General features: G+C 71.6%; 22 protein-coding genes and 1 pseudogene. 10 read left to right on the top strand and 13 right to left on the bottom strand.

What is annotated here, in order from left to right:
* Nucleotides 1-6: 6 nt before the first annotated feature.
* Nucleotides 7-996 (bottom strand): amidohydrolase family protein, encoded by a 990-nt coding sequence (locus tag BMY97_RS08525; protein ID WP_091615091.1) that lies wholly within the window; start codon nt 994-996, stop codon nt 7-9.
* A 116-nt stretch (nt 997-1,112) separates the two neighbouring features.
* Here BMY97_RS08525 and BMY97_RS08520 point away from each other — a divergent pair, with 116 nt between their 5' ends.
* Nucleotides 1,113-2,000, top strand: coding sequence for a LysR family transcriptional regulator (locus BMY97_RS08520; protein ID WP_091615088.1), 888 nt, complete (start codon nt 1,113-1,115; stop codon nt 1,998-2,000).
* 60 nt (nt 2,001-2,060) lie between these two features.
* On the opposite strand, the gene BMY97_RS48275 is transcribed toward BMY97_RS08520, so the two are convergent.
* Nucleotides 2,061-2,504 carry a PadR family transcriptional regulator gene (locus BMY97_RS48275; protein ID WP_245787222.1) on the bottom strand — a complete coding sequence of 148 codons (444 nt, stop codon included), beginning with the start codon at nt 2,502-2,504 and terminating at the stop codon, nt 2,061-2,063.
* Nucleotides 2,505-2,816: 312 nt separating this feature from the next.
* On the opposite strand from BMY97_RS48275, the gene BMY97_RS48270 reads away from it, so the two are divergent.
* On the top strand, nt 2,817-3,233 hold the full coding sequence (locus BMY97_RS48270; RefSeq protein ID WP_245787221.1) for a hypothetical protein: 417 nt from the start codon (nt 2,817-2,819) through the stop codon (nt 3,231-3,233).
* Between the two features lie 712 nt (nt 3,234-3,945).
* Here the strand turns inward: BMY97_RS48270 and BMY97_RS08510 are convergent.
* The 4 genes from BMY97_RS08510 to BMY97_RS08495 all read right to left on the bottom strand — a co-directional run bounded on the left by BMY97_RS08510 (nt 3,946) and on the right by BMY97_RS08495 (nt 7,933).
* A complete protein-coding gene (locus BMY97_RS08510; protein WP_177231241.1) occupies nt 3,946-4,611 on the bottom strand; it encodes a cutinase family protein in 666 nt (221 codons plus the stop codon).
* A 207-nt stretch (nt 4,612-4,818) separates the two neighbouring features.
* On the bottom strand, nt 4,819-6,021 hold the full coding sequence (locus BMY97_RS08505) for an MFS transporter (RefSeq protein WP_425425250.1): 1,203 nt from the start codon (nt 6,019-6,021) through the stop codon (nt 4,819-4,821).
* A gap of 222 nt (nt 6,022-6,243) precedes the next feature.
* Entirely contained in the window at nt 6,244-6,750 is a 507-nt protein-coding gene (locus BMY97_RS08500; RefSeq protein ID WP_091615079.1) for a flavodoxin domain-containing protein, read from the bottom strand.
* 73 nt (nt 6,751-6,823) lie between these two features.
* On the bottom strand, nt 6,824-7,933 hold the full coding sequence (locus tag BMY97_RS08495; RefSeq protein ID WP_091616185.1) for a nitric oxide synthase oxygenase: 1,110 nt from the start codon (nt 7,931-7,933) through the stop codon (nt 6,824-6,826).
* Nucleotides 7,934-8,159: 226 nt separating this feature from the next.
* On the opposite strand from BMY97_RS08495, the gene BMY97_RS08490 reads away from it, so the two are divergent.
* The 3 genes and pseudogenes from BMY97_RS08490 to BMY97_RS49535 all read left to right on the top strand — a co-directional run.
* Nucleotides 8,160-9,203, top strand: a complete 1,044-nt coding sequence (locus tag BMY97_RS08490) for a CobW family GTP-binding protein (RefSeq protein ID WP_091616183.1) — start codon at nt 8,160-8,162, stop codon at nt 9,201-9,203.
* 86 nt (nt 9,204-9,289) lie between these two features.
* Nucleotides 9,290-9,556, top strand: coding sequence for a hypothetical protein (locus tag BMY97_RS08485; protein ID WP_091615076.1), 267 nt, complete (start codon nt 9,290-9,292; stop codon nt 9,554-9,556).
* Nucleotides 9,557-9,626: 70 nt separating this feature from the next.
* Nucleotides 9,627-10,663: pseudogene (locus BMY97_RS49535) on the top strand (IS30 family transposase); the annotation flags it as partial.
* 42 nt (nt 10,664-10,705) lie between these two features.
* On the opposite strand, the gene ligD reads toward BMY97_RS49535, so the two are convergent.
* Both ligD and BMY97_RS08465 read right to left on the bottom strand, forming a co-directional pair.
* Complete coding sequence (ligD, locus tag BMY97_RS08470; RefSeq protein WP_091615071.1) at nt 10,706-11,695, bottom strand: non-homologous end-joining DNA ligase; 990 nt, start codon at nt 11,693-11,695, stop codon at nt 10,706-10,708.
* Nucleotides 11,692-12,783, bottom strand: a complete 1,092-nt coding sequence (locus BMY97_RS08465; RefSeq protein WP_177231240.1) for an ATP-dependent DNA ligase — start codon at nt 12,781-12,783, stop codon at nt 11,692-11,694. The genes ligD and BMY97_RS08465 overlap by 4 nt, the downstream gene beginning before the upstream one ends.
* A gap of 121 nt (nt 12,784-12,904) precedes the next feature.
* On the opposite strand from BMY97_RS08465, the gene BMY97_RS08460 reads away from it, so the two are divergent.
* Nucleotides 12,905-14,203 (top strand): ABC transporter substrate-binding protein, encoded by a 1,299-nt coding sequence (locus tag BMY97_RS08460; protein ID WP_091615068.1) that lies wholly within the window; start codon nt 12,905-12,907, stop codon nt 14,201-14,203.
* A gap of 10 nt (nt 14,204-14,213) precedes the next feature.
* Here the strand turns inward: BMY97_RS08460 and BMY97_RS08455 are convergent, their stop codons facing one another.
* Entirely contained in the window at nt 14,214-15,362 is a 1,149-nt protein-coding gene (locus BMY97_RS08455) for a DUF1015 family protein (protein WP_091615066.1), read from the bottom strand.
* A 148-nt stretch (nt 15,363-15,510) separates the two neighbouring features.
* Between BMY97_RS08455 and BMY97_RS08450 the strand changes: the two genes are divergently transcribed.
* Nucleotides 15,511-17,040: an MDR family MFS transporter gene (locus tag BMY97_RS08450; protein WP_091615063.1), complete on the top strand. Its 1,530-nt coding sequence runs from the start codon at nt 15,511-15,513 to the stop codon at nt 17,038-17,040.
* On the opposite strand, the gene BMY97_RS08445 is transcribed toward BMY97_RS08450, so the two are convergent.
* Nucleotides 17,041-17,934: a TIGR03854 family LLM class F420-dependent oxidoreductase gene (locus BMY97_RS08445; protein WP_218156722.1), complete on the bottom strand. Its 894-nt coding sequence runs from the start codon at nt 17,932-17,934 to the stop codon at nt 17,041-17,043.
* A gap of 194 nt (nt 17,935-18,128) precedes the next feature.
* Complete coding sequence (locus tag BMY97_RS08440; RefSeq protein WP_091615060.1) at nt 18,129-18,572, bottom strand: MarR family winged helix-turn-helix transcriptional regulator; 444 nt, start codon at nt 18,570-18,572, stop codon at nt 18,129-18,131.
* Nucleotides 18,573-18,691: 119 nt separating this feature from the next.
* Here BMY97_RS08440 and BMY97_RS08435 point away from each other — a divergent pair, with 119 nt between their 5' ends.
* Nucleotides 18,692-19,084: a DUF5313 domain-containing protein gene (locus BMY97_RS08435; RefSeq protein ID WP_091616175.1), complete on the top strand. Its 393-nt coding sequence runs from the start codon at nt 18,692-18,694 to the stop codon at nt 19,082-19,084.
* Between the two features lie 12 nt (nt 19,085-19,096).
* Entirely contained in the window at nt 19,097-20,077 is a 981-nt protein-coding gene (locus BMY97_RS08430; RefSeq protein ID WP_091615057.1) for an RluA family pseudouridine synthase, read from the top strand.
* On the opposite strand, the gene BMY97_RS08425 is transcribed toward BMY97_RS08430, so the two are convergent.
* On the bottom strand, nt 20,058-20,636 hold the full coding sequence (locus BMY97_RS08425; protein WP_091615055.1) for a hypothetical protein: 579 nt from the start codon (nt 20,634-20,636) through the stop codon (nt 20,058-20,060). The genes BMY97_RS08430 and BMY97_RS08425 overlap by 20 nt on opposite strands.
* 180 nt (nt 20,637-20,816) lie before the next feature.
* Here BMY97_RS08425 and BMY97_RS08420 point away from each other — a divergent pair, with 180 nt between their 5' ends.
* Nucleotides 20,817-21,416: an ArsR/SmtB family transcription factor gene (locus BMY97_RS08420; RefSeq protein WP_091615052.1), complete on the top strand. Its 600-nt coding sequence runs from the start codon at nt 20,817-20,819 to the stop codon at nt 21,414-21,416.
* Here BMY97_RS08420 and BMY97_RS08415 read toward each other — a convergent pair.
* Nucleotides 21,406-22,566 (bottom strand): TetR/AcrR family transcriptional regulator, encoded by a 1,161-nt coding sequence (locus BMY97_RS08415; RefSeq protein ID WP_091616173.1) that lies wholly within the window; start codon nt 22,564-22,566, stop codon nt 21,406-21,408. The two genes, BMY97_RS08420 and BMY97_RS08415, sit on opposite strands and share 11 nt — an antisense overlap.
* Nucleotides 22,567-22,688 lie beyond the last annotated feature (122 nt).

Below are 22,688 nucleotides of genomic sequence, written 5' to 3'. Positions count from 1 at the left end.
TGCCGATCAGGCGGATTCGGTCCAGGGCCGGAGTTTCAGCAGCCGTTCGGCGTTGCCGTGCGCGATCTTGTGCCGGTCGGCGTCGCTGAGCGCGGCTCCGGCGAACGCGGTGGTGGCCGGTCCGGTGAACTCGTAGGGGTAGTCGATCGCGAACAGGATCGCGTCGGCGCCGATGGCCAGGATCGCGCCGGCCAGCGCCGCCGGGGACTGGACGCCGCTGAGGGTGATGAGGATGTTCGTGCCGACGTACGCCGACGGGGCGCGGTCCAGGGTGCGCCCCGGGGCGAGGGTCGCGTAGCGCGAATCGAGCCGGGACAGCATGAACGGCAGGTACTCGCCCATGTGCCCGAGGATGAGGCGCGCGCCGGGGTGCCGGTCGAAAACGCCGGAGTAGAGCAGGCGCAGGGCGTGCCCGCCGGTCTGCGCGCCCCAGGTGAAGGTCGGCCCGATCAGCTCGGCGCAGCCGTCCGTGACCTGCCACTGCTCGGCGGGCGGGGCGCCGGGGTGGAGGTAGAGCGGGACGTCCAGCTCCTCCAGCGTGGTCCAGAACCGCTCGTAGCCCGGGTCGTCGAGGTAGCGGCTCCCGGTGTGGTCGTTGACCAGCGCACCGCGGAAACCGAGTTCCTCGACGGCCCGGCGCAGTTCGGCGGCCGCGGCGGGCGGGTCCTGCATCGGCAGCGCCGCGAAGCCGGCGAACCGGGCCGGGTGCTCGGCCACCACGTTCGCGAGGTAGTCGTTGGCGAACCTCGCGGCGGCGACCGCGTCTTCGGCCGAGAGCCCGGCCTGGAGGCCCGGGGCGGTGTGCGAAAGGACCTGCACGTCCACGCCGTAACGGTCCATTTCGGGCAGCCGCAGCTCGGTGAAATCGGGCAGCCGCCGCGCGACGTGCCGGCCGAACTCCGGGCTGACCGGGATGGGCCCGAGGTCGGTCAGGCCCGGGAAACGGTCGCTGAGCCGGGGAATCGAGAACGCTTCCTCCAGCGCGATCAGCCGCATGTTGTCGCTCCCTTGTGGATGGTCACGGTGCCTGCCGTCCATCGTCGATCGGGGGTGCCGGGCGCGTCCAACGAACGATTCCGCTGCTTCGATCGACGTCGGCGATACTGGCCCGTATGGAGCTTCAGCAGCTGGCCTACTTCATCGCGGTCGCCGACGAGGGCAGTTTCACCCGCGGCGCCCAGCGCGAACGCGTGGTGCAGTCGACGATGTCGGCCGCGGTCGGGCGCCTGGAACACGAGCTCGGCCAGTCGCTGTTCCGCCGGATCGGCCACCGCATCGAGCTCACGGCGGCGGGCGGGATCCTGCTCGACCGCGCCCGGGCCATCGTGGGCGCGGCCCGCGACGTCCGCCGTGAACTCGACTCGCTCGACGGCGGCCTGCACGGCACCGTCACCCTCGGTACGGTGCTGTCCACCGGCACGTTCCCGCTGGCCGAGGTGCTCGGCGCGATCCGCCGGGATCATCCGGGCATCGCGCTGCGCGTCCAGTTCTCGCCGCTGACCCTCGACCGCCACCTCGACCGCATCGCCGACGGCACGTTCGACCTCGCGCTGATCCCCGAGCCGGACACCACCGTCGCGTCGATCGGCCTGCGCCCGGTCGGCACCCTGGACCTCGTGCTGGCCGCGGCCCCGGACACCCCGCTGCCGGACCGGCCGCTGCGGTGCGCCGACCTCGCGGACGTCCCGTTCATCGACTTCCCGGCCGGCTGGGCCAACCGGACCCGCACCGACGAGCTGTTCGCGCGGGCCGGCGTCGAACGCGACGTCGCCATCGAGGTCGCCGACCCGGCCATGGCACTGGACCTGGTCCGAGGCGGCCTGGGGATCGCCTTCGTCCCCCGCCGCCTGACCGAGGACCGCCACGACATCCGGACTGTGGTGCTGGAAATGCCGGCCCTCAGCCGGGTCCTGATGCTCGCGCGGCTCGGCCGGAAACAGAGCCCGGCGGTGGAAACCGTGCACCGGGCGCTGCTCGAACACGCGGCCACTGTCGGTTGAGGACACTGTCGTTCCCGGGCGGCGAGTCCACTGTGGACTCGCCGCCCTCGTTGACGCCCGTCAGTCCTCGGTGTCCTCGGCCAGCACGCCGTAGATCCGGCGGCGGGCCTCGTTGAGGACCTTGCGGACCTCGGCGAACTGCGCGTCGGTCCCGGTGTAGGCGACCTGTCCCGCCGCGCCGGAGAGGTCGCCGAGCTGCTTGTAGAGCGCGTGGACCCGGTCGACGCTGGGATCGTCGCTGTCGACGCGGGACTCCCACAGCCCGGCGAACTCCTCGTCCCGCCCGGCGACGTGCTCACGTCCGGCCTCGGTCAGCTGCGCGACGCGGCGCCCGCCCGACTCGTCGGACCGGACGAGGCCCTCGTCCTCGAGCTGCTGCAGGATCGGGTAGATCGACCCGGGACTGGGCCGCCACTCGTCGCCGGTGCGGCGGCGGATCTCCTGCATGATCTGGTAGCCGTGCATGGGTTCCTCGGCCAGCAACGCGAGCACCGCGGGCCGCACCGACCGAGCCGGCCCGCGAGCACCCCGCCCCCACGGCGCCCCGCCGAACACCCCTCGCGGCCCACCCGGCCCACCCGGTCCGCCCGGCCCGCCGGGAAACCCCGGAAACCCGGGGAAACCGGGAAACCCGGGCCCACCCGGCGGCGGCGGGGGCGGAGGCGGCGGCGGGAACCCACCCGGCCCCCGCGCCGCGTCGTACCCGAGCGGGAGCCCTTCGGACTCTTCGCGTTCGCCGCCCCCGACCGGGAACCCACCCGGCCACCCTTCGCCCCCCGCCCCGAACGGAAACCCGCCCGGCCCATGGTGACCGCCATGCCCGAAGGGAGCCCCACCAGGACCGCGCTGCTCCGGCCCGAACGGGAACCCGCCGGGACCGTGGTGCTCGCCGCCGAACGGGACTTCGCCGGGACCGTGGCGCTCATGGCCGAACGGGAACCCACTGACACCATGATGCTCGCCGCCGAACGGGAACCCAGCGCCATGGCGCTCGAACCCGAACGGGAACCCCCCGGCACCGTAGTGCTCGCCGCCAAACGGGAAACCGCCAGCACAATGATGCACGCGGCTGAAGGGGACTTCGCCGTGACCGTGATGCTCAGAGCCGAAGGGGAATCCACCAAGACCGCGGCGCTCAGGCCCGAAGGGCGACCCACCGGCGCCGTGATACTCGTGTCCCAAGGGGACTTCACCCGAGCTGTGGTGCTCGCCGCCGAAGGGGAATCCACCTGATCGGGGATCCCGGCCCGGTCCGAACGGGAATCCGCCCGGGCCGTGGTGACCGCCGTGCTCGTGGTGCTCGCCGTCCTCGTGGTGCTCGCCGTGGTCGTGGTGGCCGCCGTGGTCGGGTGGGGGGCCGCCGGGGCCTGGCCGAGAGCCTAATGGCCCGGCTGGGTGACCCATGGTGAACCCGAAGCCGTGCGGATGGCCGAAGCCGGACTGGTGGCCTGGACCCGGCCGGTCACCGAAGCCGAACCGGTGGTCGGCACCCGGCCGGTCGCCGGAGCCGTGCTGGCCGTCGGCACCCGGCCGGTCGCCGGAGCCGTGCTGGCCGTCGGCACCCGGCCGGTCGCCGGAGCTGCGCTGGCCGTCGGAGCCGTGCTGGCTGTCGGAGCTGGGCCGGTCGTGAGAGCCGTGCCAGTGGTGAGGGTTGTGCTGATCGCCGGGGCCGTGCCGGTCGTCGGGGCCGAAGCCGTCGAAGAGGTGGTTGCTGCCTGCCGTCCTGGTCATGATGTCCTCCCGAGGGGTTGTTCTATCGCCGACACTTCGACGATATATCGCCGCCATGTCGGTGCGCAACCCCGCAGGTCAGAGGCGACACTCAAGCTCAACCCGGACGGCAGCAGCAGCGATCAACACCGCCGGGAACGCCCGAAAAGCGAACCAGGGGCCCCGGCACCATGCCGGGACCCCTGTCGATAACAGCGCCGTTGAATACGGCCGCTTACTTGTCCGGGAAATACTGCCCGTTGAACCACTGGCCAACGCCGTTGTCAGAATAGACGTCGACGTTGAAATTGTAGTTTTCCGTGTGCTTGTGCTGCGCGTATCCGATCCAGCCCGATGCCGCGGCCTCGTCGCAGATGATGTCGTCCGTGCACAGCGAAACAGTCGGAATGTTGCCGAAGAAGCTGTCGACCCCGACGAGCGGGTAGCCGACGATCGGGCCGAAGATCACCGACGGCGCCTGGCCCGCGAGGCCGGGGCCGCCCAGGCCGTGCGGGTCGCGCTTGGGGTCGGCGATCAGGACCGCGTTGACGTTGCCGAAGGTCTTCCAGTTCTCGGTCACCCAGATGTGCAAGACCGCGGCGCCCTCGGAGAACCCGACGGCTTTGACGTGCTGGCCGGGGCAGGCCGCGCGCTGGTTGCGGATCAGCCGGTTCAGCTCGTCCACGCCCTGGCGCGCGCTCTGGCTGTTGAGCTCGGCCGAGTAGCCGACGCGCTGGCTGATGCCGGCGCCGCTGAAGATCGTCGAGTCGCGGTCGGTGAAGCCGCCTACCACGATCGTGTAAGTGCCGTCGCACGAAGCCGCGGACGCCGAAGGCGCGCCCACCAGCACGATTCCCGCCGACATCAGCAGACCGGCCAGTACGGCCGCGAGCCTTCTCATGTTCACTCCCCGAATAGCGCACGGTCCGAATAACACTCGGTGGCCGAAAGGCCAAGCGTACTGAACAGTTTCCGATGTTAGCGGTTTTCACGCAACCGCACCAGACCGGAAAAACCATCCCGAGGAGCCCGAATTCGAAACAAATTCGGTTTCATCAGAATTTCATCGGGCTGCTCTATTGTGCCCGCATTTACCGGAAACCCATTCTCAGCCGCCGCTCACCGGCGCCGTGGTCGCCGCCTCGCCGCCGAAGCGAATCGACTTGGCCTCCTTGCCGAACGAGGTCAGGACCGCGACCAGCACCAGCGCCGGGATGACCGTCCACAGCAGCGCGGCCGTGTACCCCTGCGACTCGGCGATGCTCTGCTGGATCGGCAGGTTCAGCGCGGCCAGCAGGTTGCCCAGCTGGTACGTGACGCCGGGGTAGAACCCGCGGACCGCGTCCGGCGACATCTCGGTCAGGTGCGCCGGGATGACGCCCCACGCGCCCTGCACCATGATCTGCATCAGGAACGAGCCCAGCGCGAGCAGGCCCGCGCCGTGGTCGAAGGCGAAGATCGGGATGATCGGCAGCCCCAGCACGGCCGCCGTGACAATGGTGCGACGCCGGCCGAGTTTCTCCGACAACGCGCCGAAGGTCAGTCCGCCGATGATCGCGCCGATGTTGTAGATCACCGCGATCCACGTGCTCGTCGCCGAGGTCAGGCCCGCGCCGCCGTGCTCGGTGGCCTTGAGGAACGTCGGGTAGACGTCCTGGGTGCCGTGGCTCATCCAGTTGAACGCGGTCATCAGCAGGATCAGGTAGACGAACCGGCGGATCACCTTGCGGTTGAGCAGCACGTCCTTCACCGACGTCTTGGTGACGCGCATCTTCTCCTGCGCGGCCTCCCAGACCTCCGACTCCTTCACCCGCGACCGGATCAGCAGGCTGATCAGCGCCGGGAAGATGCTCAGCGCGAAGATCCACCGCCAGTCCAGCCCCAGCGCGGTGTGGAACAGCAGGTACGCCAGCGCCGCGACCAGGTAGCCGGCCGAGTACCCGGCCTGCAGCACGCCGGAGAAGAACCCGCGCCGCTGCACCGGGATCTTCTCCATGGCCAGCGCCGCGCCGAGGCCCCACTCGCCGCCCATCCCGATGCCGTAGACGAACCGCAGGATCAGCAGCACGGTGAAGTTCGGCGCCACCGCGCACAGCACGCCCGCCACCGAGTACAGGATCACGTCCACCATCAGCGGGACCCGCCGCCCGACGCGGTCCGCCCACAGGCCGAAGACCAGCGCCCCGACCGGCCGCATCACCAGCGTCGCCGTGGTGATGAACGCCAACTGCGTCGCGGTCGCGCCGAAGGACTTGTCCTTGGCGATGTCGGCGATCACGAACACGACCAGGAAGTAGTCGAACGCGTCCATGCTCCAGCCGAGCGACGCGGCGATGAAGGAGTTCCTCTGGTCGGAGGTCAGTTTCTGCTTACCCGGCTTCGCCACCACGCTGTCCGCGCTGTCCGACACACGAGCCCCCGTCGTTCTCTTTCGGAATCGGCCTCCGCTTGGTTTACACCCGGCCCGGCACGTCGGCAACACCCGGAACGGGAACGGGAAAACCAGTCACACCAAGCAAAAACGACACCAGTGTCACAACAGGACACGCGTGCGGACGCGGCGGCCGACGTCCCGGGCCCAGGCCCGGATCAGGTCCCAGTCGCGGAAGTCGCCCGCCCGCCGGCCCGACGCCATGAACCGCGCGATCAGCCCACGCGCGCGGGCCGGGTCGAGCCGCCCGCCGAAGGTCGCGGTCCGCTCCGCGTCGATCTGCGCGGCGAGGAAGGCGACCTTCGCCGGCAGGCTGACCTGGACCAGCGCCGCGCCGGGCCCGCACGGCCCGCTGTGGAACAGCCAGACCGGCCGTTCCCGCAGGTCATCGACGTGCCGCTCGAGCAGCCGCACCGCCTCCGGCCGCCAGCGCGAGTAGTACAGCGCGCTGCCGAGCACCACCGCCGCGTACTCCTCGACCCCGGCGACGTCGGCCGCGTCCCGCACGTCCACCCGCAGTTCCTGCGCGCGCAGCTCGGTGGCGATCACCTCGGCGATTTCCCGGGTGCCGCCGTTCTTGCCCGCGAAGACGACGAGGACTGCGGTCATGACCCCATTCTCCGCCCGCGGCGGACCGCCGGCTCCCCCGGTCTTCCACGATCCGCCGAACGGGCGTTCCCGTTCAGCCGGGCGGCAGGAAAGCCGGCCGGGCCGCCGGGTCCGGCTCGTCGTAGTAGCGGTGGAAGACGGCGGTCTGCGCGCCCGAGAGCGGCGGCACGATCCAGCTCCAGTCCGCCGGGCACGAACGGCCCGCTCGCTCCTCCCGCTCGAGGTGGGCCAGGAACCGCCGTGACTCCGAGTGGTGGTCGGCGACGGTGACCCCGGCCTGGTCGAACGAGTGCTGCACGGCCAGGGTCAGCTCGACCAGCGCGCGGTCGCGCCACAGCGTGCGGTCGTCGCCCGTGGCCAGGCCCATCAGGTCGGCGATCACCGGCAGCAGGTCGTACCGGCCGGGGTCGGCGAGGTTGCGGGCGCCGATCTCGCTGGCCATGTACCAGCCGTTGAACGGCGCCGACGGGTACCGCACGCCGCCGATCTCCAGCGGCATGTCGCTGATCGCGGGCACCGCGTGCCAGCGCAGCCCGAGGCCGGCGAACCAGCGGTGGTCCGGGTGCGTGAGCGGCACCTCCAGCACCGCGTCGGCGGGCAGGCCGAACAGCCGCCGCTCGCCGGGGCGGGCCTCGATCAGCAGCGGCAGCACGTCGAACGAGCCGCGGCGCTCCGGGCCGCGCCAGCCCAGCTCCCGCACGCTGCGGGTGAAGGCGACGTGCTGCGGGTCGCCGAGCACCGAGCCGTCGTCGAGCCGGTAGCCGGCGTAGCGGACCAGCTGGTTGTTGTGGATGCGCGGGCCCGGCCCGGCCGGGGTGTCCGGCGGGAACACGGTGACGGTCGGGCGGATCCGCCCGCCGCGCGTCGCGTCCCGCAGGTGCGCCACGCACTCCCCGGCGAGGCCCGCGGCGTCGCGCACGTGCCGCCGGTCGCGGACCCGCAGGCTCCGCCAGTACAGCCGCCCGATGCACCGCGCCGAGTTGCGCCACGCCACCCGCGCGCCGTACGCCAGCTCGGCGGGCGTGTGCCGGTAGGTGCCGGTCTCCGCGATTTCGTCGGAGATCCGCGCCAGCCGCTCGCCGAGGCGCTGCCCGGGCGGCACCGCCTGTTCGGCGTGGCAGAGCCGCACGAATTCCTCGGCCTCCGCGAACTGAACGCCGCGTTTCACCTGCGTGGATACCATGGTCACCGGGCTACTCCACTCTCCGAGAACACCACCTGTGAAACGCCGGAAAAGGGCATTGCCCCTCCGCCGCCTGTCCGTGCTCATGATCAGGAAACCCTGTAGCCCCAAGGGATCCGATCAGACGGGGTAGGTTACCCGACCACACCGGGGAAACAACCACTTCAATGGTGAGTCACCGCGGGCCCGGAAGGTAAGGTCGCGGCGACGACCGAGAGGGGTGCGGGTGGCCAGGCAGCGGATCCCGGTGGTCCTCGTCGCGGGCTTCCTCGGCTCGGGCAAGACCACGATGCTCAACCATCTGCTGGCCAACCGGCAGGGCGCGCGGGTCGGGGTGGTCGTCAACGACTTCGGCCGGGTGAACATCGACGCGCTCGCCGTCTCCGGCCAGGTGGACACCATGGTCTCGCTCGGCAACGGCTGCCTGTGCTGCGCCGTGGACGCCAGTGGCCTCGACGCCATGCTCGGCAAGCTCGCCGACGCCGAGGCGGGCATCGACGTGATCGTCGTCGAGGCCAGCGGCATCGCCGAGCCGCGTGACCTGGTGCGGCTGATGATCGCCAGCGACAACCCGGGCATCCGTTACGGCGGGCTCGCCGAAGTGGTCGACGCCGCCGAGTTCGCGGCCACCCGCGAACGCCACCCCGAGCTGGCCGACCATCTGCGCGTCGCCGACCTGGTGGTGCTCAACAAGGCCGACCGCGTGACGGCCGGGGAGCTGGCCAAAACGCGCGGCACCGTCGAAGAGCTGGCGCCGGGCGTCCCGCTGCTGGTCACCGACCACGGCTGCGTCGACCCGGAGCTGTTCTTCGACCCGAGGCCGCGCGAGCGCTTCGGCCAGCTCTCGTTCGACGACCTGCGGGAGCACGAGGACCACTCCCGGCACCTGCACGCGGCCTACGAGAGCGTCACGTTCACCGCGGAACAGCCCCTTTCGCCGCGGCGTTTCCTGGACTTCCTGGAGCAGCGCCCCGCCGGGCTGTACCGGGTGAAAGGCCACCTCGACCTGGGCCCGAACGGCATCCGGTCGCGGTTCGGGCTGCACACCGTCGGCGGATTCGTCGAGTTCGACCGGTCCGCCTGGCCGGCGGGACGGCCGCGGCGCACCGAGCTGGTGCTGATCGGCGCGGGCTTCGACGCCGCCGACCTGACCCGCCGGCTCGAGGCCTGCCTCGCCGGCGACAGCACGCCGGACGAGCGCGGCATGCTGCGGATCCTGCGTTACCTCGACGAGCCGGACGACGGAGCGCGCCACGCCGAACAGGCGTAAACGCACGGATTCCCGCGCACGGCGACGGACACTGGCCGTGGTGTAAGGAAAGCTGCTGAACCGCCCTCCCCAGGAGGAACAGTTCCATGGCGAATCCGTCCACGCTCCTCGGCGCGACGCGCTGGTACCTCGTCGGCGCGCTGCCCGAGGACTCCCCCGTCGCCCACCTGATGACCCGCTCCGGCGACCTGCGTTACCGCGCCTCGGCCTGCGGCGAACGCGAATCCCGCACCTGGACGCCGATCGACCTCGGCGCCGTCGCCCCGTGCCCGGCCTGCGCCGCCACCCTGTCCGGCTCGCCCGCCACAGCCGGCGGGACCGAGCAGCTCGCCTTCGACCTGCCGCTCTCGTGAGTGGTTCAGGACGGTTAGAACCGCTTGGGTCCTAGTGGTCGTTGCAGCACCTGATGCAGGAGGTGCTGTCATGACGGGGAAGTGTCGTCGGTGGCTGTCCCGGGAGGTGCGGGTCGGGTTCTGGGACCAGGTCCGGGCGGGGCTGTCGGTGGACCGGGCGGCGATAGCGTCCGGCGTGTCGCCGGCGAGCGGGAGACGGTTGTTCGAGCAGGCTGGCGGCGTGATCACCAACGCGCCGGTGGCCTGCTCGGGCCGCTTGCTGTCCTGGGCCGAGTGGGAACTGGCTCGCAACAGCACCGCTGCCGGCTACCGGGCCAGCACCGCCCAACACACCGCCGAACACCACGCGAAACGACCGAAACCCGCGAAGCTGACCACCAACCCCGCCCTGCACGCCCGCGTCCAGCAAGACCTGCGGGCCCGGTGGTCGCCCGAGCAGATCGCTGCCAGGCTGAAACGGGACTTCCCCGACCAGCCGAGGATGCACGTGACCCACGAAACCATCTGCCAGGCCCTCTATGTCCAAGCCCGCGGCGGGCTGCACCGCGAACTCGCCGCCTGCCTGCGCACCGGACGAGCCGTCCGCACACCCCAGCGCACCCCTGACGGGCGTCGCACCCGCCAGGGCAAGATCGCCGGAATGGTCCCGATCTCCGAACGCCCCCGCCGAAGCCGCCGACCCGGGCCATCCCCGGGCACTGGGAAGGCGACCTGATCGTCGGCAAAGACAGCCAATCGGTGATCGGGACCCTGGTCGAGCGCAGCACCCGTTCCTGCCTGCTGCTGCACCTGCCCGAGCGCGAAGACGCCACCGGGGTCGCCGAAACCATGATCACCACGATCCGGCGGCTGCCCGGGCAACAGCGCCGGTCGCTGGCCTGGGACCAGGACACCGAGATGGCCCAGCACGCCACCATCACCATGGCCACCGAGATGGCCATCTACTTCTGCGACCCGCACTCACCCTGGCAGCGAGGTTCGAACGAGAACACCAACGGACTGCTGCGCCAATACTTCCCCAAAAGTACCGACCTAGCCGCCCACACCCCGGCCCGCCTGGCCGAGGTCGCGGTCGAACTCGACGACCGCCCCCGCAAAACCCTCGAAACCAGTTGCAACAACCGCATGAATCCACCCTGTCCTCAACACTCAAGCCTTCTTGGCGCGGCTGGGCGCGACGCGCGGCGGCTCGTTCGGCATCTTCGGGTAGACCGGCGGCCACGGCGCGTCCATCAGCCCGCTCGCGAGGTCCGCACGGGACAGCTCCAGCAACGGCTCGATCGACTGCGGCCGGTCGTTCGCGCCCGCCCACGGGTCGCCGGCCGACGCGAGGCGGGCCGGGACCGTGGACAGCGTGAGCGTGTCCGGCTCGACGGTCGGCAGCTCGTCCCAGGAAATCGGCGTGGACACCTGCCCGCCGACGCGCGGGCGCACGCACCACGCGCCGAACACCGTCTTGTGCGGCGCGTTCTGGTTGAAGTCGACGAACACGCGTGAGCCGCGCTCCTCCTTCCACCACTGGGCGGTGATGAGGTCCGGGTGCCGCCGTTCCAGCGCCCGGGCGAGCGCGACGGCCGCGGCGCGGACCTGGTAGCCGTCCCAGCGCGGCTCGAGGATCGCGTACAGGTGCAGGCCGCGGGAGCCGGACGTCTTCACGTACGCCTCGATGCTCAGCTCGCCGAGGAACGCGCGCACGAGCACGGCGGCGTCGCGCAGCTGCGGGAACCCGATGCCGGGTGACGGGTCGAGGTCGATCCGCAGCTCGTCGGCGATGTCCAGGGCACCAGCGCGGTTCGGCCAGACGTGGAAGCCGAGGCAGCCCTGGTTGACCGCCCACAGCACGTGCGCGAGGTCGGCGGCCACCAGCGCGTCGCTGGTCGTGCCGTTCGGGGTGGAGACGACGGTCGTGGTCAGCCAGTCCGGTGGGTTCTTGACCCGCTTCTGGAACCAGGACTTGCCGCCCGCGCCGTCCGGGTAGCGCTCCAGCAGCAGCGGGCGGCCGCCGAGCCGGTCGAGCAGCGGCCCGGCGACGGCCTGGTAGTAGCGGACGAGGTCGAGCTTCGTCTCGCCGTGCTCGGGAAAGTAGACCTTGTCCGGGCTGGACACGGTCAGCTCGACCCCGTCGACCTCGAGGATCATCTCGCCTCCCGGAACAGCGCGGCCAGCTCGGCGGGCGGCGCCTCCTCGAGCTGGGCGTACGTGCAGGACGCGGGTTCGCGGTCGGGCCGGAAGCGCACCAGCCGACCGCCGTGCCGCAGCCGACCGCCCTGCAGGTGCTCGTACCGGATCTCGGCGACCCACTCGGGCCGCACCGGCTCCCAGCTCAGGTCCTTCTGCGGCGCCCAGCGGCTGTTCGCGCCGGGCCGCCGCCCGGTCTCCTCGTCGGCGGTCTGGTACTCGGCCCAGGTCCGCCAGGGATGCCCGTCCAGCGCGTTTTCGGTCAGGGGCTTGAGTTCTTCGACCAGCTCCCGCCGCCGCTTCGCGGTGAAACTGCTGGCGACGCCGACGTGGTGCAGCTCGCCGCGCTCGTCGAACAGCCCGAGCAGCAGCGACCCGATCCCGGCGCCGTCCTTGTGCCACCGGAACCCGGCGACGACGCAGTCCGCCGTCCGCTCGTGCTTGACCTTCCACATCACGCGCTTGTCCTGCTCGTAGGGCTGATCGGCGGGTTTGGCCATCACCCCGTCGAAGCCCGCGCCCTCGAAGCGGGTGAACCAGTCCTGCGCGGTGTCCGGATCCGTGGACAGGGGCGTGAGGTGGACGCGCTGCAGCACGCCCGTCGGATCGCCGCCGAGTGCCTCTTCGAGCAGCCGCCGCCGTTCGCTGAACGGCTCCCCGGTGAGATCACGGTCCCCGAGCGCCAGCAGGTCGAACGCGATGAAGCTGGCCGGCGTCTCCTCGGCCAGCTTCGCCACGCGCGAGGCCGCGGGATGCAGCCGCAGCTGAAGCGCCCCGAAGTCCAGCCCCCGCGGCGTCACCAGCACGATCTCCCCGTCGACGACACACCGTGGCGGCAAAGCGTCCTTGAGCAGCTGGACCAGCTCGGGGAAGTACCGCGTCAACGGCCGGTCGTTGCGCGACCCCAGCTCCACCTCGTCGTGATCGCGGAACACGACGCAGCGGAACCCGTCCCACTTGGGCTCGAACCACAGTCCCCCGGCGCGCGGCACCTCGTGCACGGCCTTGGCCAGCATCGGCCGCACGGGCGGCATCACGGGCAGCTTCACGAGGCGATCCTAGGCCGCGAGCGCGTTGACCTGCAGGATTTCGCACCTTGACGCGAAAGTGGCAACCGGCCACGATGTGAGGCTTCTCGGCTACGACGGGTGATCGGTGCGAGGAGGCCTCATGCGGCAGGGGACCAGGCGCGGACGGGCCCTCGCGGGGGCGGCGATCGTGGCGGGGGCGCTGGTGGCCGGGTGTTCGGCCGGCAGCGGGACCACGATCAACCTCTACCTCTCCCCCGAAGACCACATGCAGACCCTCGTCGACCAATGCACCCGGCAGGCGGCGGGGCGGTACCGGATCGTCTACAACAAGCTGCCGCGGGCGGCGGACGGGCAGCGCGAGCAGATGGTGCGGCGGCTCGCCGCGGGGGACGACTCCATGGACGTGCTCGGGCTGGACGTCACCTGGGTGCCCGAGTTCGCCGAGGCCGGCTGGATCGAGCCGTGGACCGGGGCGGACCGCGCCGCGGCCACCAAGGACGTGCTGCCCGGGCCGCTCGCGACCGCCCAGTGGAACGGGAAGCTCTACGGCGCCACCAAGAACACCAACATCCAGCTGCTCTGGTACGACGACCGCCTCACCCCGGCGCCGCCGCGGACGTTCGACGAGATGATGGCGCAGTCCCAGCGGCTCAAGGCCGCCGGCAAGCCGTACGAGGTGGTCTTCACCGGCGCGCAGTACGAAGGGCTGGTCGTCTTCTACAACACCCTCGTCGCCTCCGAAGGCGGGCACATCCTCTCCGACGACGGCAAGTCCGTGGTGATGGACGACGGCGCCGTCCGGGCACTGCAACTGCTGAAAACCTTGGCCGGCACCGGAATCACCGACCCGTCGCTGACCAACCAGAAGGAGGACGAGGTGCGCCAGGCCTTCCAGCGCGGGCAGGCGGCGTTCCAGCTGAACTGGCCGTTCGTCTACGCGGCCTACGCGCAGGAGAAGCCCCAGGACGTCGGCCACATCAAGTGGGCGCCGTACCCGGCCGCCGCGCCCGGGCGCGAGGCGCACGGGACGATCGGCGGCTACAACCTCGCCGTCAGCACCTACTCCCCGCACAAACGCGAGGCGTTCGAGGCCGCGCTCTGCCTCCGTAACGAGGAAAGCCAGAAGTACCAAGCACTTCTCGACGGCGAGCCGCCCAGCCTCGCCTCGATCTACACCGACACCACACCGCTGGACCCGGCGAAGCCCGCCAACGCGACCGAGAATCCCACGATGGCGCAACAGTTCCCGATGAAGGACGACATCCGCACGGCGCTCGGCGACGCCGCCGTGCGCCCGCTCACCCCCGCGTACCAGAACCTCTCGACGGTGATCTCGAAAGTCCTTTCGCCACCGGCCGAAATCGACCCGCCGGCCACCGCCCAGGAACTGCGCGAACGCCTGGCCGACGCGCTCGAGTCACGCGGCATCATCCCCTGAGCGGCCGCCCTCAGATCTCGGCCAGCACCAGCCCGCCGAGGGGTTTCGGGGTGAAATAGGTGGCCTTGCGCGGCAGGCGCCGCCCCGCCGCGTGGACCTTCAGCACCGTCTCGAACGGCACGGGCGCGAGCTGGACCAACGCACCCGGCGGCACCGGGCGGCCCGCGGGCAGCGGCCGCACCGCGGGCCCGTCCGGGTCCACCCCCAGCGCCTGCGCGAACAGCAGCCGTTCGACCGCCTCGTGATCGATCATCAGGGAATCGACCACGGGCAGGGTGACGCGCAGGGCCTCGGCGCCGGCCAGGACCACCACCGTGCCGGGGCACGACGGCGGTGTCCGGTCCGCCGTCGCCTCGACTTCCAGGCCCGCCGCGCGCCAGGCGCTCGCCAGCTCGGCCGCGGAGAACCCGGTGAGGACGCGGTTGATCGCGCCGATCTCCAGCCGCGGCCCGGCCGTGACCAGTGCGAGGAGGGCGCCCTGCCCCGTGGCCGCGGCGGCCGCGACCCGGTGGTTGCCGTCCGCGACCAGCAGGTCCGACCGGGCCACGGCGGTGAGCAGGCGCCCCTGCACGGTCCCGGACGGCACCACCCACAGCTCGTGCCGGCGGCCCGCGAGGTCCACAGTGGACACATCCGGTCCGCCGAGCCCCGCGCACGCCGATTCGACGGTCTCGGTCAGCAGCGCCCCGCCCTCGGCCGGGACCAGCAGCGCCGCGCTCGTCGCGCAACCGAGGCCGGACAGCACGGCGGCGCGCTCGGCGACCACCTGCGGGTACACCTCCTCCGTGTGCCGCACGTGGGCGCCGCCCGAGTTCAGCTCGCGAAGGTCGACCAGGCACAGCACCCCGGAAGCCGCCCCGTCCGGGCCGTCGATGCGGTACGCCGCGACGAAGCCGGTCAGCGAGCGGTAGTGCAGCGCCCGGATGCGGGCCAGGGCGGCGCGCGCCGACGGCAGCGCCGTGTTCAGGTCCAGCCCGCGGGCGAGCGCGGCCGGCGTCCGAGCCGGATGCTGCACGGCCAGCAGCGTGTCCCCCGCCGCCTCCGGGGACGCCAGCGCGGCGACGACGGCGTCCGGCTCCGCGAACTCGTCGACATCCGGCCCCGGCACGCGATCGCGCACCACCCATCCGCGGCGGATCGGCCGCACCCACGTGTCCATCCCCCCATCATGTCGGGCCGGGCGTCCGCGAAAACCCTTCACTCGTTCGTGGAATGCTTGCGGAGGCGAAAGAGTTGAAGCCAGCCATGGGCACCCCGAGGAGCAGACCACCGATGAACCAGCCTGCCGACGTCACCGGGCTGGGCGCATGAGCACGGCGGTCCCGGCCACGACGGCCAAGAAGGGCGTCGGGCTGCGGTCCGAGCGCGGACCGGTTCTCGCGGCGGTCATGCTGAGCACCGGGCTGGTCGCGCTGGACAGCACGATCATCGCCACCGCCGTCCCGTCCGTCGTCCGCGATCTCGGCGGGTTTTCGCAGTTCCCCTGGCTGTTCTCGATCTACCTGCTGACGCAGGCCGTCACCGTCCCGCTGTACGGGAAGTTCGCCGACGTGCTCGGCCGCCGCCCGGTGATGTTCTTCGGCATCGCGGCCTTCCTGGCCGGCTCCGTGCTGTGCGGCGCGGCCTGGAGCATGCCGGTGCTGATCGCGGCGCGCGCGGTGCAGGGCATCGGCGCCGGCGCGGTGCAGCCGATCAGCATGACCATGGTCGGCGACCTGTACACGGTCGAGGAGCGCGCCCGGGTCCAGGGCTACCTGGCCGGCGTCTGGGCCATCGCGTCAGTGGTCGGCCCGACGCTCGGCGGCGTGTTCTCCGAGTACCTGAGCTGGCGCTGGATCTTCTTCGTCAACCTGCCGCTGGGCGCGATCGCCGCCTGGATGCTCTACCGCAAGTTCACCGAGCGCGTGGAGCGCAGCCGCCACCGCATCGACTACACCGGCGCCGCGCTGCTCACTTTCGGCTGCACGGCGTTGATCCTCGCGCTGCTGGAAGGCGGAGTCGCGTGGGGCTGGGCTTCGGCGCCGAGCCTGCTGATCTTCGCGGCCGGCGTGCTGGCGCTGATCGCGTTCGTGCTGGTGGAGCAGCGGGCGAAGGAGCCGGTGCTGCCGCTGTGGGTGTTCACCCGGCGCACGCTGGTGGGTGGCAGCCTGGTCGCGCTGGTGGTCGGCGCGGTGATGATGGGGCTGAGCTCATACCTGCCGACGTACGCCCAGGGCGTGCTCGGCACCGGCGCGCTCACCGCCGGGTTCGCCCTCGCCGCGCTGACGATCGGCTGGCCGCTCGCCGCTTCGCTGTCCGGCCGGGTCTACATGAAGATCGGGTTCCGCGACACGGCGCTGATCGGCTCCGCGTTCATCATCGCCGGTGGGGTGCTGACCACGACGCTCGGACCGGACTCGTCGATCTGGGCGGCGGCCGGCTCGTCGTTCGTGCTCGGCATCGGGCTGGGCCTGGCCGCGAGCCCGACGGTGGTGGCCGTGCAGTCGACCGTCGGCTGGGAGCGCCGGGGCGTGGTGACGGCGACCAACATGTTCAGCCGCTCCCTCGGCAGCGCGGTCGGCGCGGCGCTGTTCGGCGCGATCGCCAACGCCACCCTGGCCGGCCGGTTCGCCCATCCGCCCGCGGAGCTGGCCGGCAAGCTGCCGGACAGCGTGGACGCCACCAGCCTGGTGCTCGGCGGCCACGCCGACCATTCCGCCGCCGCCGGGTTCGTGCGCGGCGCCCTCGCGGACGCCACGCACAACGTGTTCCTCGCGCTGGTCGGGGTCGCCGTGCTCAGCGTCGTCGCGCTGGTCCTGATGCCCCGCAAGACCGTCCAGCTCGAGTTCTTGGACTGATCAGTTCTGCAACGGCAGCAGCTCGCGCTGGAAGCCGTCGAGGAACCGCTGGTAGTCGCCCGAGTGCCCGGGCCGCAGGACGAACTTCGACAGCCCCGCGTCGATGTGCTGCTCCAGCAGGCGCCGGGCCTCGGCCCAGCTCGTCGCGACGAGTTCGGTGATCGGCGTGCCCGGCTGCCGTTGCGCCGCGGCGGCGAGCATCCGTTCCGGCATGCCCTCGGTGGCCACGAGCAGGCTCAGGCCGAAGTGGTCGGCCTCGATCTCGCGGCCGGCTTCGGCGGCGGCGTCCTGGATGGCGACGCGGGCGGCCCGCGCCTGCTCGGGCGAGTGGAAGCTGCCGAGCCAGCCGTCGGACAGCCGTCCCGCGCGGCGCAGCGCGGCCGGGGCGCTGCCGCCGAGCCACACGTCCAGGCGCTTGGCCGGGCGCGGGCCGATGGTGATGCCGTCGACCTGGAAGAACTCGCCGTCGAACGACACGTCGTCCTGTTCCAGCAGCAGCCGCAGCAGGGTCAGGGACTCGTCGAACACCTTGGCGCGCTTGCCTTCCGGCACCGGGAACAGGGTGTGCTCGGCCGGATTCGCCGGGCGCAGGCCGAACACCGGCAGCACCCGTTTCGGCGCCAGCCCGGCGAGCGTGACCAGCTGCTTCGCGACGAGCACGGGGTTGCGGCCGGGCAGGATGGCGACGCCGGTGCCCACCTTCAGCTTGCTCGTGCGGGCGAGCGCGTGCGTCATGCCGATCAGCGGCTCGACCTCCGGCGCGTAGACCAGCTCGGACAGCCACAGCGAGTCGATCCCCGCCGCCTCCAGCGTCTCGGCCAGCCCCGCGAACTCCGCGGGACCCGTGCCCGGCGCCGGCGCGACCCCCAGCCGGACCTTCAGTTCCTCGCCCACACTCGCTCCTTCCGCCCGGTGCCCGTCTCACTGGCGCAACGCCGCGGAGGCCGCCGGTACTCCCGGCAAAACGAAAGCCCCCTCCCGGATGGGGGCCGGAAGGAGGCCTTCGGATCGCGGGACGCCCTCGCCGCTGCGGCGGCGCCCGCCCGCTCATCCTGGAAGATCGCCGTACAAGAGCCGTACACGAACGTTTATGCGGTCGCCGCGATCACCCGGCCCAGCGCGGTGTGCAGGGCCTCCAGCTCGGACAGCTCCATGCCGAGCGTTTCGACCACGCGGTACGGGATCTTCTCCGCCTCCGCGCGCAGCGCCCGGCCCTTCGCGGTCAGCTCGACGGTCAGCTGCCGCTCGTCGGAGCGGCTGCGGCCCCGCGTCACGTAGTCCATCGCTTCCAGCCGTTTGAGCAGCGGGGACAGCGTCGCCGGCTCGTGGCGCAGCGCCGCGCCGAGGTCCTTCACCGACCTCGGCGCCTTCTCCCACAGCGCGAGCATCACGAGGTATTGCGGGTGCGTCAGCCCGTGCGGTTCGAGCAGGGGCCGGTAGATCGCGATCACGCTGCGCGAAGCGACCGACAGCGCGAAGCACACCTGACGGTCGAGCTTCAACGGGTCCTCGCCCAGGTCGATCTCGGCCACGGTTCCTCCTTCTCGCGTCGCGCCACTTTAGCGGAGTGGCCTGGCCTACACTAATCGTTAGTGCACTAATCATTAGTGTACTCTGCAAGCGATAGGGGAACTCGGCGATGGAGGACGAGATGACACGTCCGGGAGTGCTCCGCTGGTTCTGGTACGCCGTGGGCGGCCGGCTGCCCGAGCGGTACCGCGACTGGATCCTGCACGACACCACGTCGAAGCACTGGAAAGCGCGGCACGTGCTGCGCAGTTCCGTCGGCATCGCGCCGCTCTGCCTGGTCTGGCTGCTGCTGCCCGGCCCGATCCAGCTCCGGCTGGCGATCGTGCTGATGGCCGCGCTGGTGGCGTACTTCTACTCCTGCGCGTACATGGAGGAGAGCATCGACCACCGGCTCTCGCGCAACGGCTTCGCGCCGGGCACCGGCAAGCGCATCCGCAAGGAGGCGTTCGACGCCGCCGACGCCGAAGCGAAGGCCCGCTACATCGCGATCTACCGGCAGCACAGCGGCGACTAGACTCGGCGTCCGATGAGACGCAAGCTCCCGGCCCCGCTGCCGCCACGCCACGGGCTCGACCCGGCGCGGCTGCGGCTGCCCGACGAAGGCCCGTGGGGCACACTGCTGGAGCACCTGGTCGAACGGCTGCCCCGCGTCGCGCCCGCGCGGATCGAAGAGATGCTGCGCGAGGAGCGGATCTTCGGCCCGGACGGCCCGCTCGGCGTCGGGACGGCGTTCGAGCCCGGCACGTTCATCTGGTTCCACCGCGACCTGCCCGACGAGGTGCCGGTGCCGTTCGACATCGCGGTCGTGCACCGCGACGAGCACCTCCTCGTGGTCGACAAACCGCACTTCCTCGCGACCATCCCGCGTGGGCAGCACATCCTCGAGACGGCGCTGGTCCGGCTGCGCCGCGACCTCGGCCTGCCGGCGCTGTCGCCCGCCCACCGGCTCGACCGCGTCACGGCCGGGCTGGTGATGTTCGTGATCACCCCGTCCGCGCGCGGGGCGTACCAGACGATGTTCCGCGATCGCCTGGTGCACAAGGAATACGAGGCGATCGCGCCGTACGACGCGGCACTGGGGCTGCCGCGCACGGTCCGGAGCCGGATCGTCAAGGAACGCGGAGTGCTGGCCGCCCAAGAGGTTCCGGGCGAGGTGAACGCCGAGACGTACGTGGAGCTGCTGGAGCACCGCGACGGGCTGGGCCGCTACCGGCTGGTGCCCGCCACCGGCCGCACGCACCAGCTGCGCGTGCACCTCAACGGGCTCGGCATCCCCATCCTCGGCGACGGCTTCTACCCCGTGGTCACCGAAACCCCGCTCGACGACTTCACGAAACCGTTGCAGCTGCTGGCGAAGACGCTCGAGTTCGACGATCCGCTGACCGGCGCGCCGCGACGGTTCACCAGCGGCCTGCGACTGTCCTCATGGGACTCACCGGCCGAGTGGGCGGCGCCCCCGGCGGGCACCGGGGACGCCGCCCGCGGGGTCACTTCGTCCAGAACTTGACGCCGCTCCACTGCACGGTGATCGGGCCGGCCCCGCTGGAGGTCCGGTACGAGCCGAACTTGTCGTAGTAGCTGCCGCTCGGGCTGTCGATGGTCTGCTTGAGCGAGCCGTTGATGTAGACCTTGTGCGTGCTGCCGACCTGGTTGATCGTGTTGACCCGCACGGAGGTCCCGACGGTGGCGCCGCCGGCGAGCGTCTGCCCGCCCTCCACCGCGTACATCCGCCCGCCCTTTTCGACCGCCAGCAGGAAATACGGGCCCGCGTTCGAGCCGTCGCGGAAGGTCTGCTTCACGCTGATGCGCGTGCCGCTCATGCTGGTGATCTTGAACGAGCCCTCGAACTGGTGCGTGCCGCCGGTGTAGGTGTCGTACCGCCGCTCGGCGCGCTGGTCGCCGCTGCCGGTGGAGCAGGTGAGCTGGAACGTGAGGCCGCTGATCTGGCCGCACCCGCGCTCCTGCTCCGAATAGCCCGGCGACCAGGGGTTCCACGGTCCGGTGCCCACCTGCGCACTCGCGACCGGGGTCACCACCGCCAGGCCGAACAGGGCCCCGCCAAGCACTGCACCGAGCCGTAATCTTCTGCGCACTAGCCAACCTCCAGGAACATCAGGGCGGCGGTAGCAGACAGGTCCAGACCACTGCCGGACCTGCGTGCTGACTGTACGAGCACGGGCGGAAACAGACAAGCACCCGTTCCGGGGCCCCTTGACGACTTTGTTTGTCACTGCTTGGCTCAGTGCATGTTCGACGTCGAGGTGATCGAGGACCCGGCCGCGGCGGCCGCCGCGCTGGACCCGGTCCGGGCGCGGCTGCTGGCGGCCCTGACCGAACCGGCTTCCGCCGCCGCGCTCGCCGCGCGCCTCGGGCTGTCGAGGCAGAAAGTGCACTACCACCTGCGCGCGCTGGAGACGCACGGCCTGGTCGAGCCCGCGGGCTCGCGGCGGTGGGGCGGGCTGACCGAGCGGCTCTTCACCGCCACCGCCGCGTCGTACCTCGTCTCCCCCGCCGCCCTCGGCGAGGCCGGGCGGAGCGCGGTCGAGCCGGACCGCCTTTCGGCGGCCTACCAGCTCGCCGTCGCCGGACGCACGGTGCAGGAGGTCGCCGGACTCGTCCGCCGCGCCGCGCGCGCGGAACAACCGTTGCCGACGCTGACGCTCGACACGGAGATCGCGTTCGGCTCGGCGCGCGACCGCGCGGCGTTCACCGAAGAGCTGACCGCACTCGTCGCCGGCCTCGTCTCGCGCTACCACGACGAAGCAGCCCCGGGGGCGCGCACGCACCGGCTGGTGGTGACGGCGCATCCGAAACCGGCTGCGCCCGCGGAAGAACTCAGCCCGTAGCGAGGCCCAGCGCGGCCACCACGAGCGCGGTGACGGCGGCGCGATGCTCCTCGGTGTCCCGCCAGCGCAGCCGGCGCCCGGCTTCGACCACCACACCGAAGCCCGCGTGCACCAGTACCCGGGCCTGGCGCGGGTCGAGGTCGGGCCGGGCCAGCCGCAATTGCTGTTCCCACACCGCGATGTGCTCACGCTGGGCGCGCACGACGGGCCCCTGCAACGCGGCCGGCATGCCGATGATCTCGGCCTCGGCGACGCTGGTGAGCGCGGTGTGGGCGAAGCTGTACGCGACGTACGTCGCCGCCAGCGCGATCACGGCCGCGCGCGGATCGGCCACACCCTCGAGGTTCCGGTCCACGGCCTGCGCCAGCAGCTCCGCGGCTTGCAGGCAGGCCGCGGCCAGGATGTCGGCCTTGCCGGGGTAATGGCGGTAGATCGCGGACGTCGTGACCCCCACCGCCTCCGCGATCCGGCCGTTGGTCACGGCGGCGAACCCGTCCCGTTCGAACAGCGGGATGGCGGCGGCCAGGATCTCCGCGCGCCGGGTCCGGGGCACCGGCAGCGCGGGCAGCTCGACCCGGCGCGCGCTGCCGGCCACGGCTCCGGTGGTGGCGGCCCGCACGGCGGAGGTCAGCAGCAGGCTTTCCACCCGGCGGTGCGCGATCGAGGTGTGGTGCATGGTGATCGACCCGATCACGCCGAGGGCGGCCACCGCGCGCAGATCGTCGCCAGGCATCGGGTGGTCGCGCCGCAGCACGTCGGCGACCCGGCCGACGACGTAAGCGAACTTCGCCTTGAGCCGCTGCCGGTCCTCGCGGTCGAGATACCGCGCCTCCCAGCGGTACACCCCGCCGGAGGCGCGATGGGCGACGGTGACCCGGGTGACGACGTCCAGCGTCTCCGCCAGCGCGGACTCGGGCGCCACCTCGTCGAGTGCGGCGACGAGCCGGTCCGCCATCACGTTCGCGCACTCGGTGAACAGCGCGTACTTGTTCGGGAAGTGCCGATACAGGGCCGCGGCGGTGATCCCGACGGCGGCGGCGATCTCCTCCATGGACGCGGCGTGGTAACCGCGCGTGCTGAACACCCGGCCGGCCGCTTCGACGATGAGCTGCCGCCGGTTGCGCGGCCGGACGGCCGGCTCGGAGGTCACCACGGCGCCCTGGCCGGCGCGGGAGCGGACAAGGCCATGCGCGCCAGTCAATCACGAGCCGGGCTTGCCGAGCCGCGCCACCGGTCGCTATGTTAATGAAGAATCACATTGCATGACGAACC

Origin of the sequence: Amycolatopsis saalfeldensis (assembly GCF_900110575.1) — a bacterium.
GTDB classification, from domain to species: Bacteria; Actinomycetota; Actinomycetes; order Mycobacteriales; family Pseudonocardiaceae; genus Amycolatopsis; species Amycolatopsis saalfeldensis.
The sequence above is the reverse complement of the archived record's forward strand: the minus strand, read 5'-3'. Positions and strand labels throughout refer to the sequence as shown.

Excerpts from the sequence above, each read along its gene's own strand:
- BMY97_RS08525 (WP_091615091.1), bottom strand. The coding sequence starts at position 996 with ATGCGGCTGATCGCGCTGGAGGAAGCGTTCTCGATTCCCCGGCTCAGC.
- BMY97_RS08520 (WP_091615088.1), top strand. The coding sequence starts at position 1,113 with ATGGAGCTTCAGCAGCTGGCCTACTTCATCGCGGTCGCCGACGAGGGC.
- BMY97_RS48270 (WP_245787221.1), top strand. The coding sequence starts at position 2,817 with ATGCCCGAAGGGAGCCCCACCAGGACCGCGCTGCTCCGGCCCGAACGG.
- BMY97_RS08510 (WP_177231241.1), bottom strand. The coding sequence starts at position 4,611 with ATGAGAAGGCTCGCGGCCGTACTGGCCGGTCTGCTGATGTCGGCGGGA.
- BMY97_RS08505 (WP_425425250.1), bottom strand. The coding sequence starts at position 6,021 with ATGGACGCGTTCGACTACTTCCTGGTCGTGTTCGTGATCGCCGACATC.
- BMY97_RS08500 (WP_091615079.1), bottom strand. The coding sequence starts at position 6,750 with ATGACCGCAGTCCTCGTCGTCTTCGCGGGCAAGAACGGCGGCACCCGG.
- BMY97_RS08495 (WP_091616185.1), bottom strand. The coding sequence starts at position 7,933 with ATGGTATCCACGCAGGTGAAACGCGGCGTTCAGTTCGCGGAGGCCGAG.
- BMY97_RS08485 (WP_091615076.1), top strand. The coding sequence starts at position 9,290 with ATGGCGAATCCGTCCACGCTCCTCGGCGCGACGCGCTGGTACCTCGTC.
- ligD (WP_091615071.1), bottom strand. The coding sequence starts at position 11,695 with ATGATCCTCGAGGTCGACGGGGTCGAGCTGACCGTGTCCAGCCCGGAC.
- BMY97_RS08460 (WP_091615068.1), top strand. The coding sequence starts at position 12,905 with ATGCGGCAGGGGACCAGGCGCGGACGGGCCCTCGCGGGGGCGGCGATC.
- BMY97_RS08455 (WP_091615066.1), bottom strand. The coding sequence starts at position 15,362 with ATGGACACGTGGGTGCGGCCGATCCGCCGCGGATGGGTGGTGCGCGAT.
- BMY97_RS08450 (WP_091615063.1), top strand. The coding sequence starts at position 15,511 with ATGAGCACGGCGGTCCCGGCCACGACGGCCAAGAAGGGCGTCGGGCTG.
- BMY97_RS08435 (WP_091616175.1), top strand. The coding sequence starts at position 18,692 with ATGACACGTCCGGGAGTGCTCCGCTGGTTCTGGTACGCCGTGGGCGGC.
- BMY97_RS08430 (WP_091615057.1), top strand. The coding sequence starts at position 19,097 with ATGAGACGCAAGCTCCCGGCCCCGCTGCCGCCACGCCACGGGCTCGAC.
- BMY97_RS08420 (WP_091615052.1), top strand. The coding sequence starts at position 20,817 with ATGTTCGACGTCGAGGTGATCGAGGACCCGGCCGCGGCGGCCGCCGCG.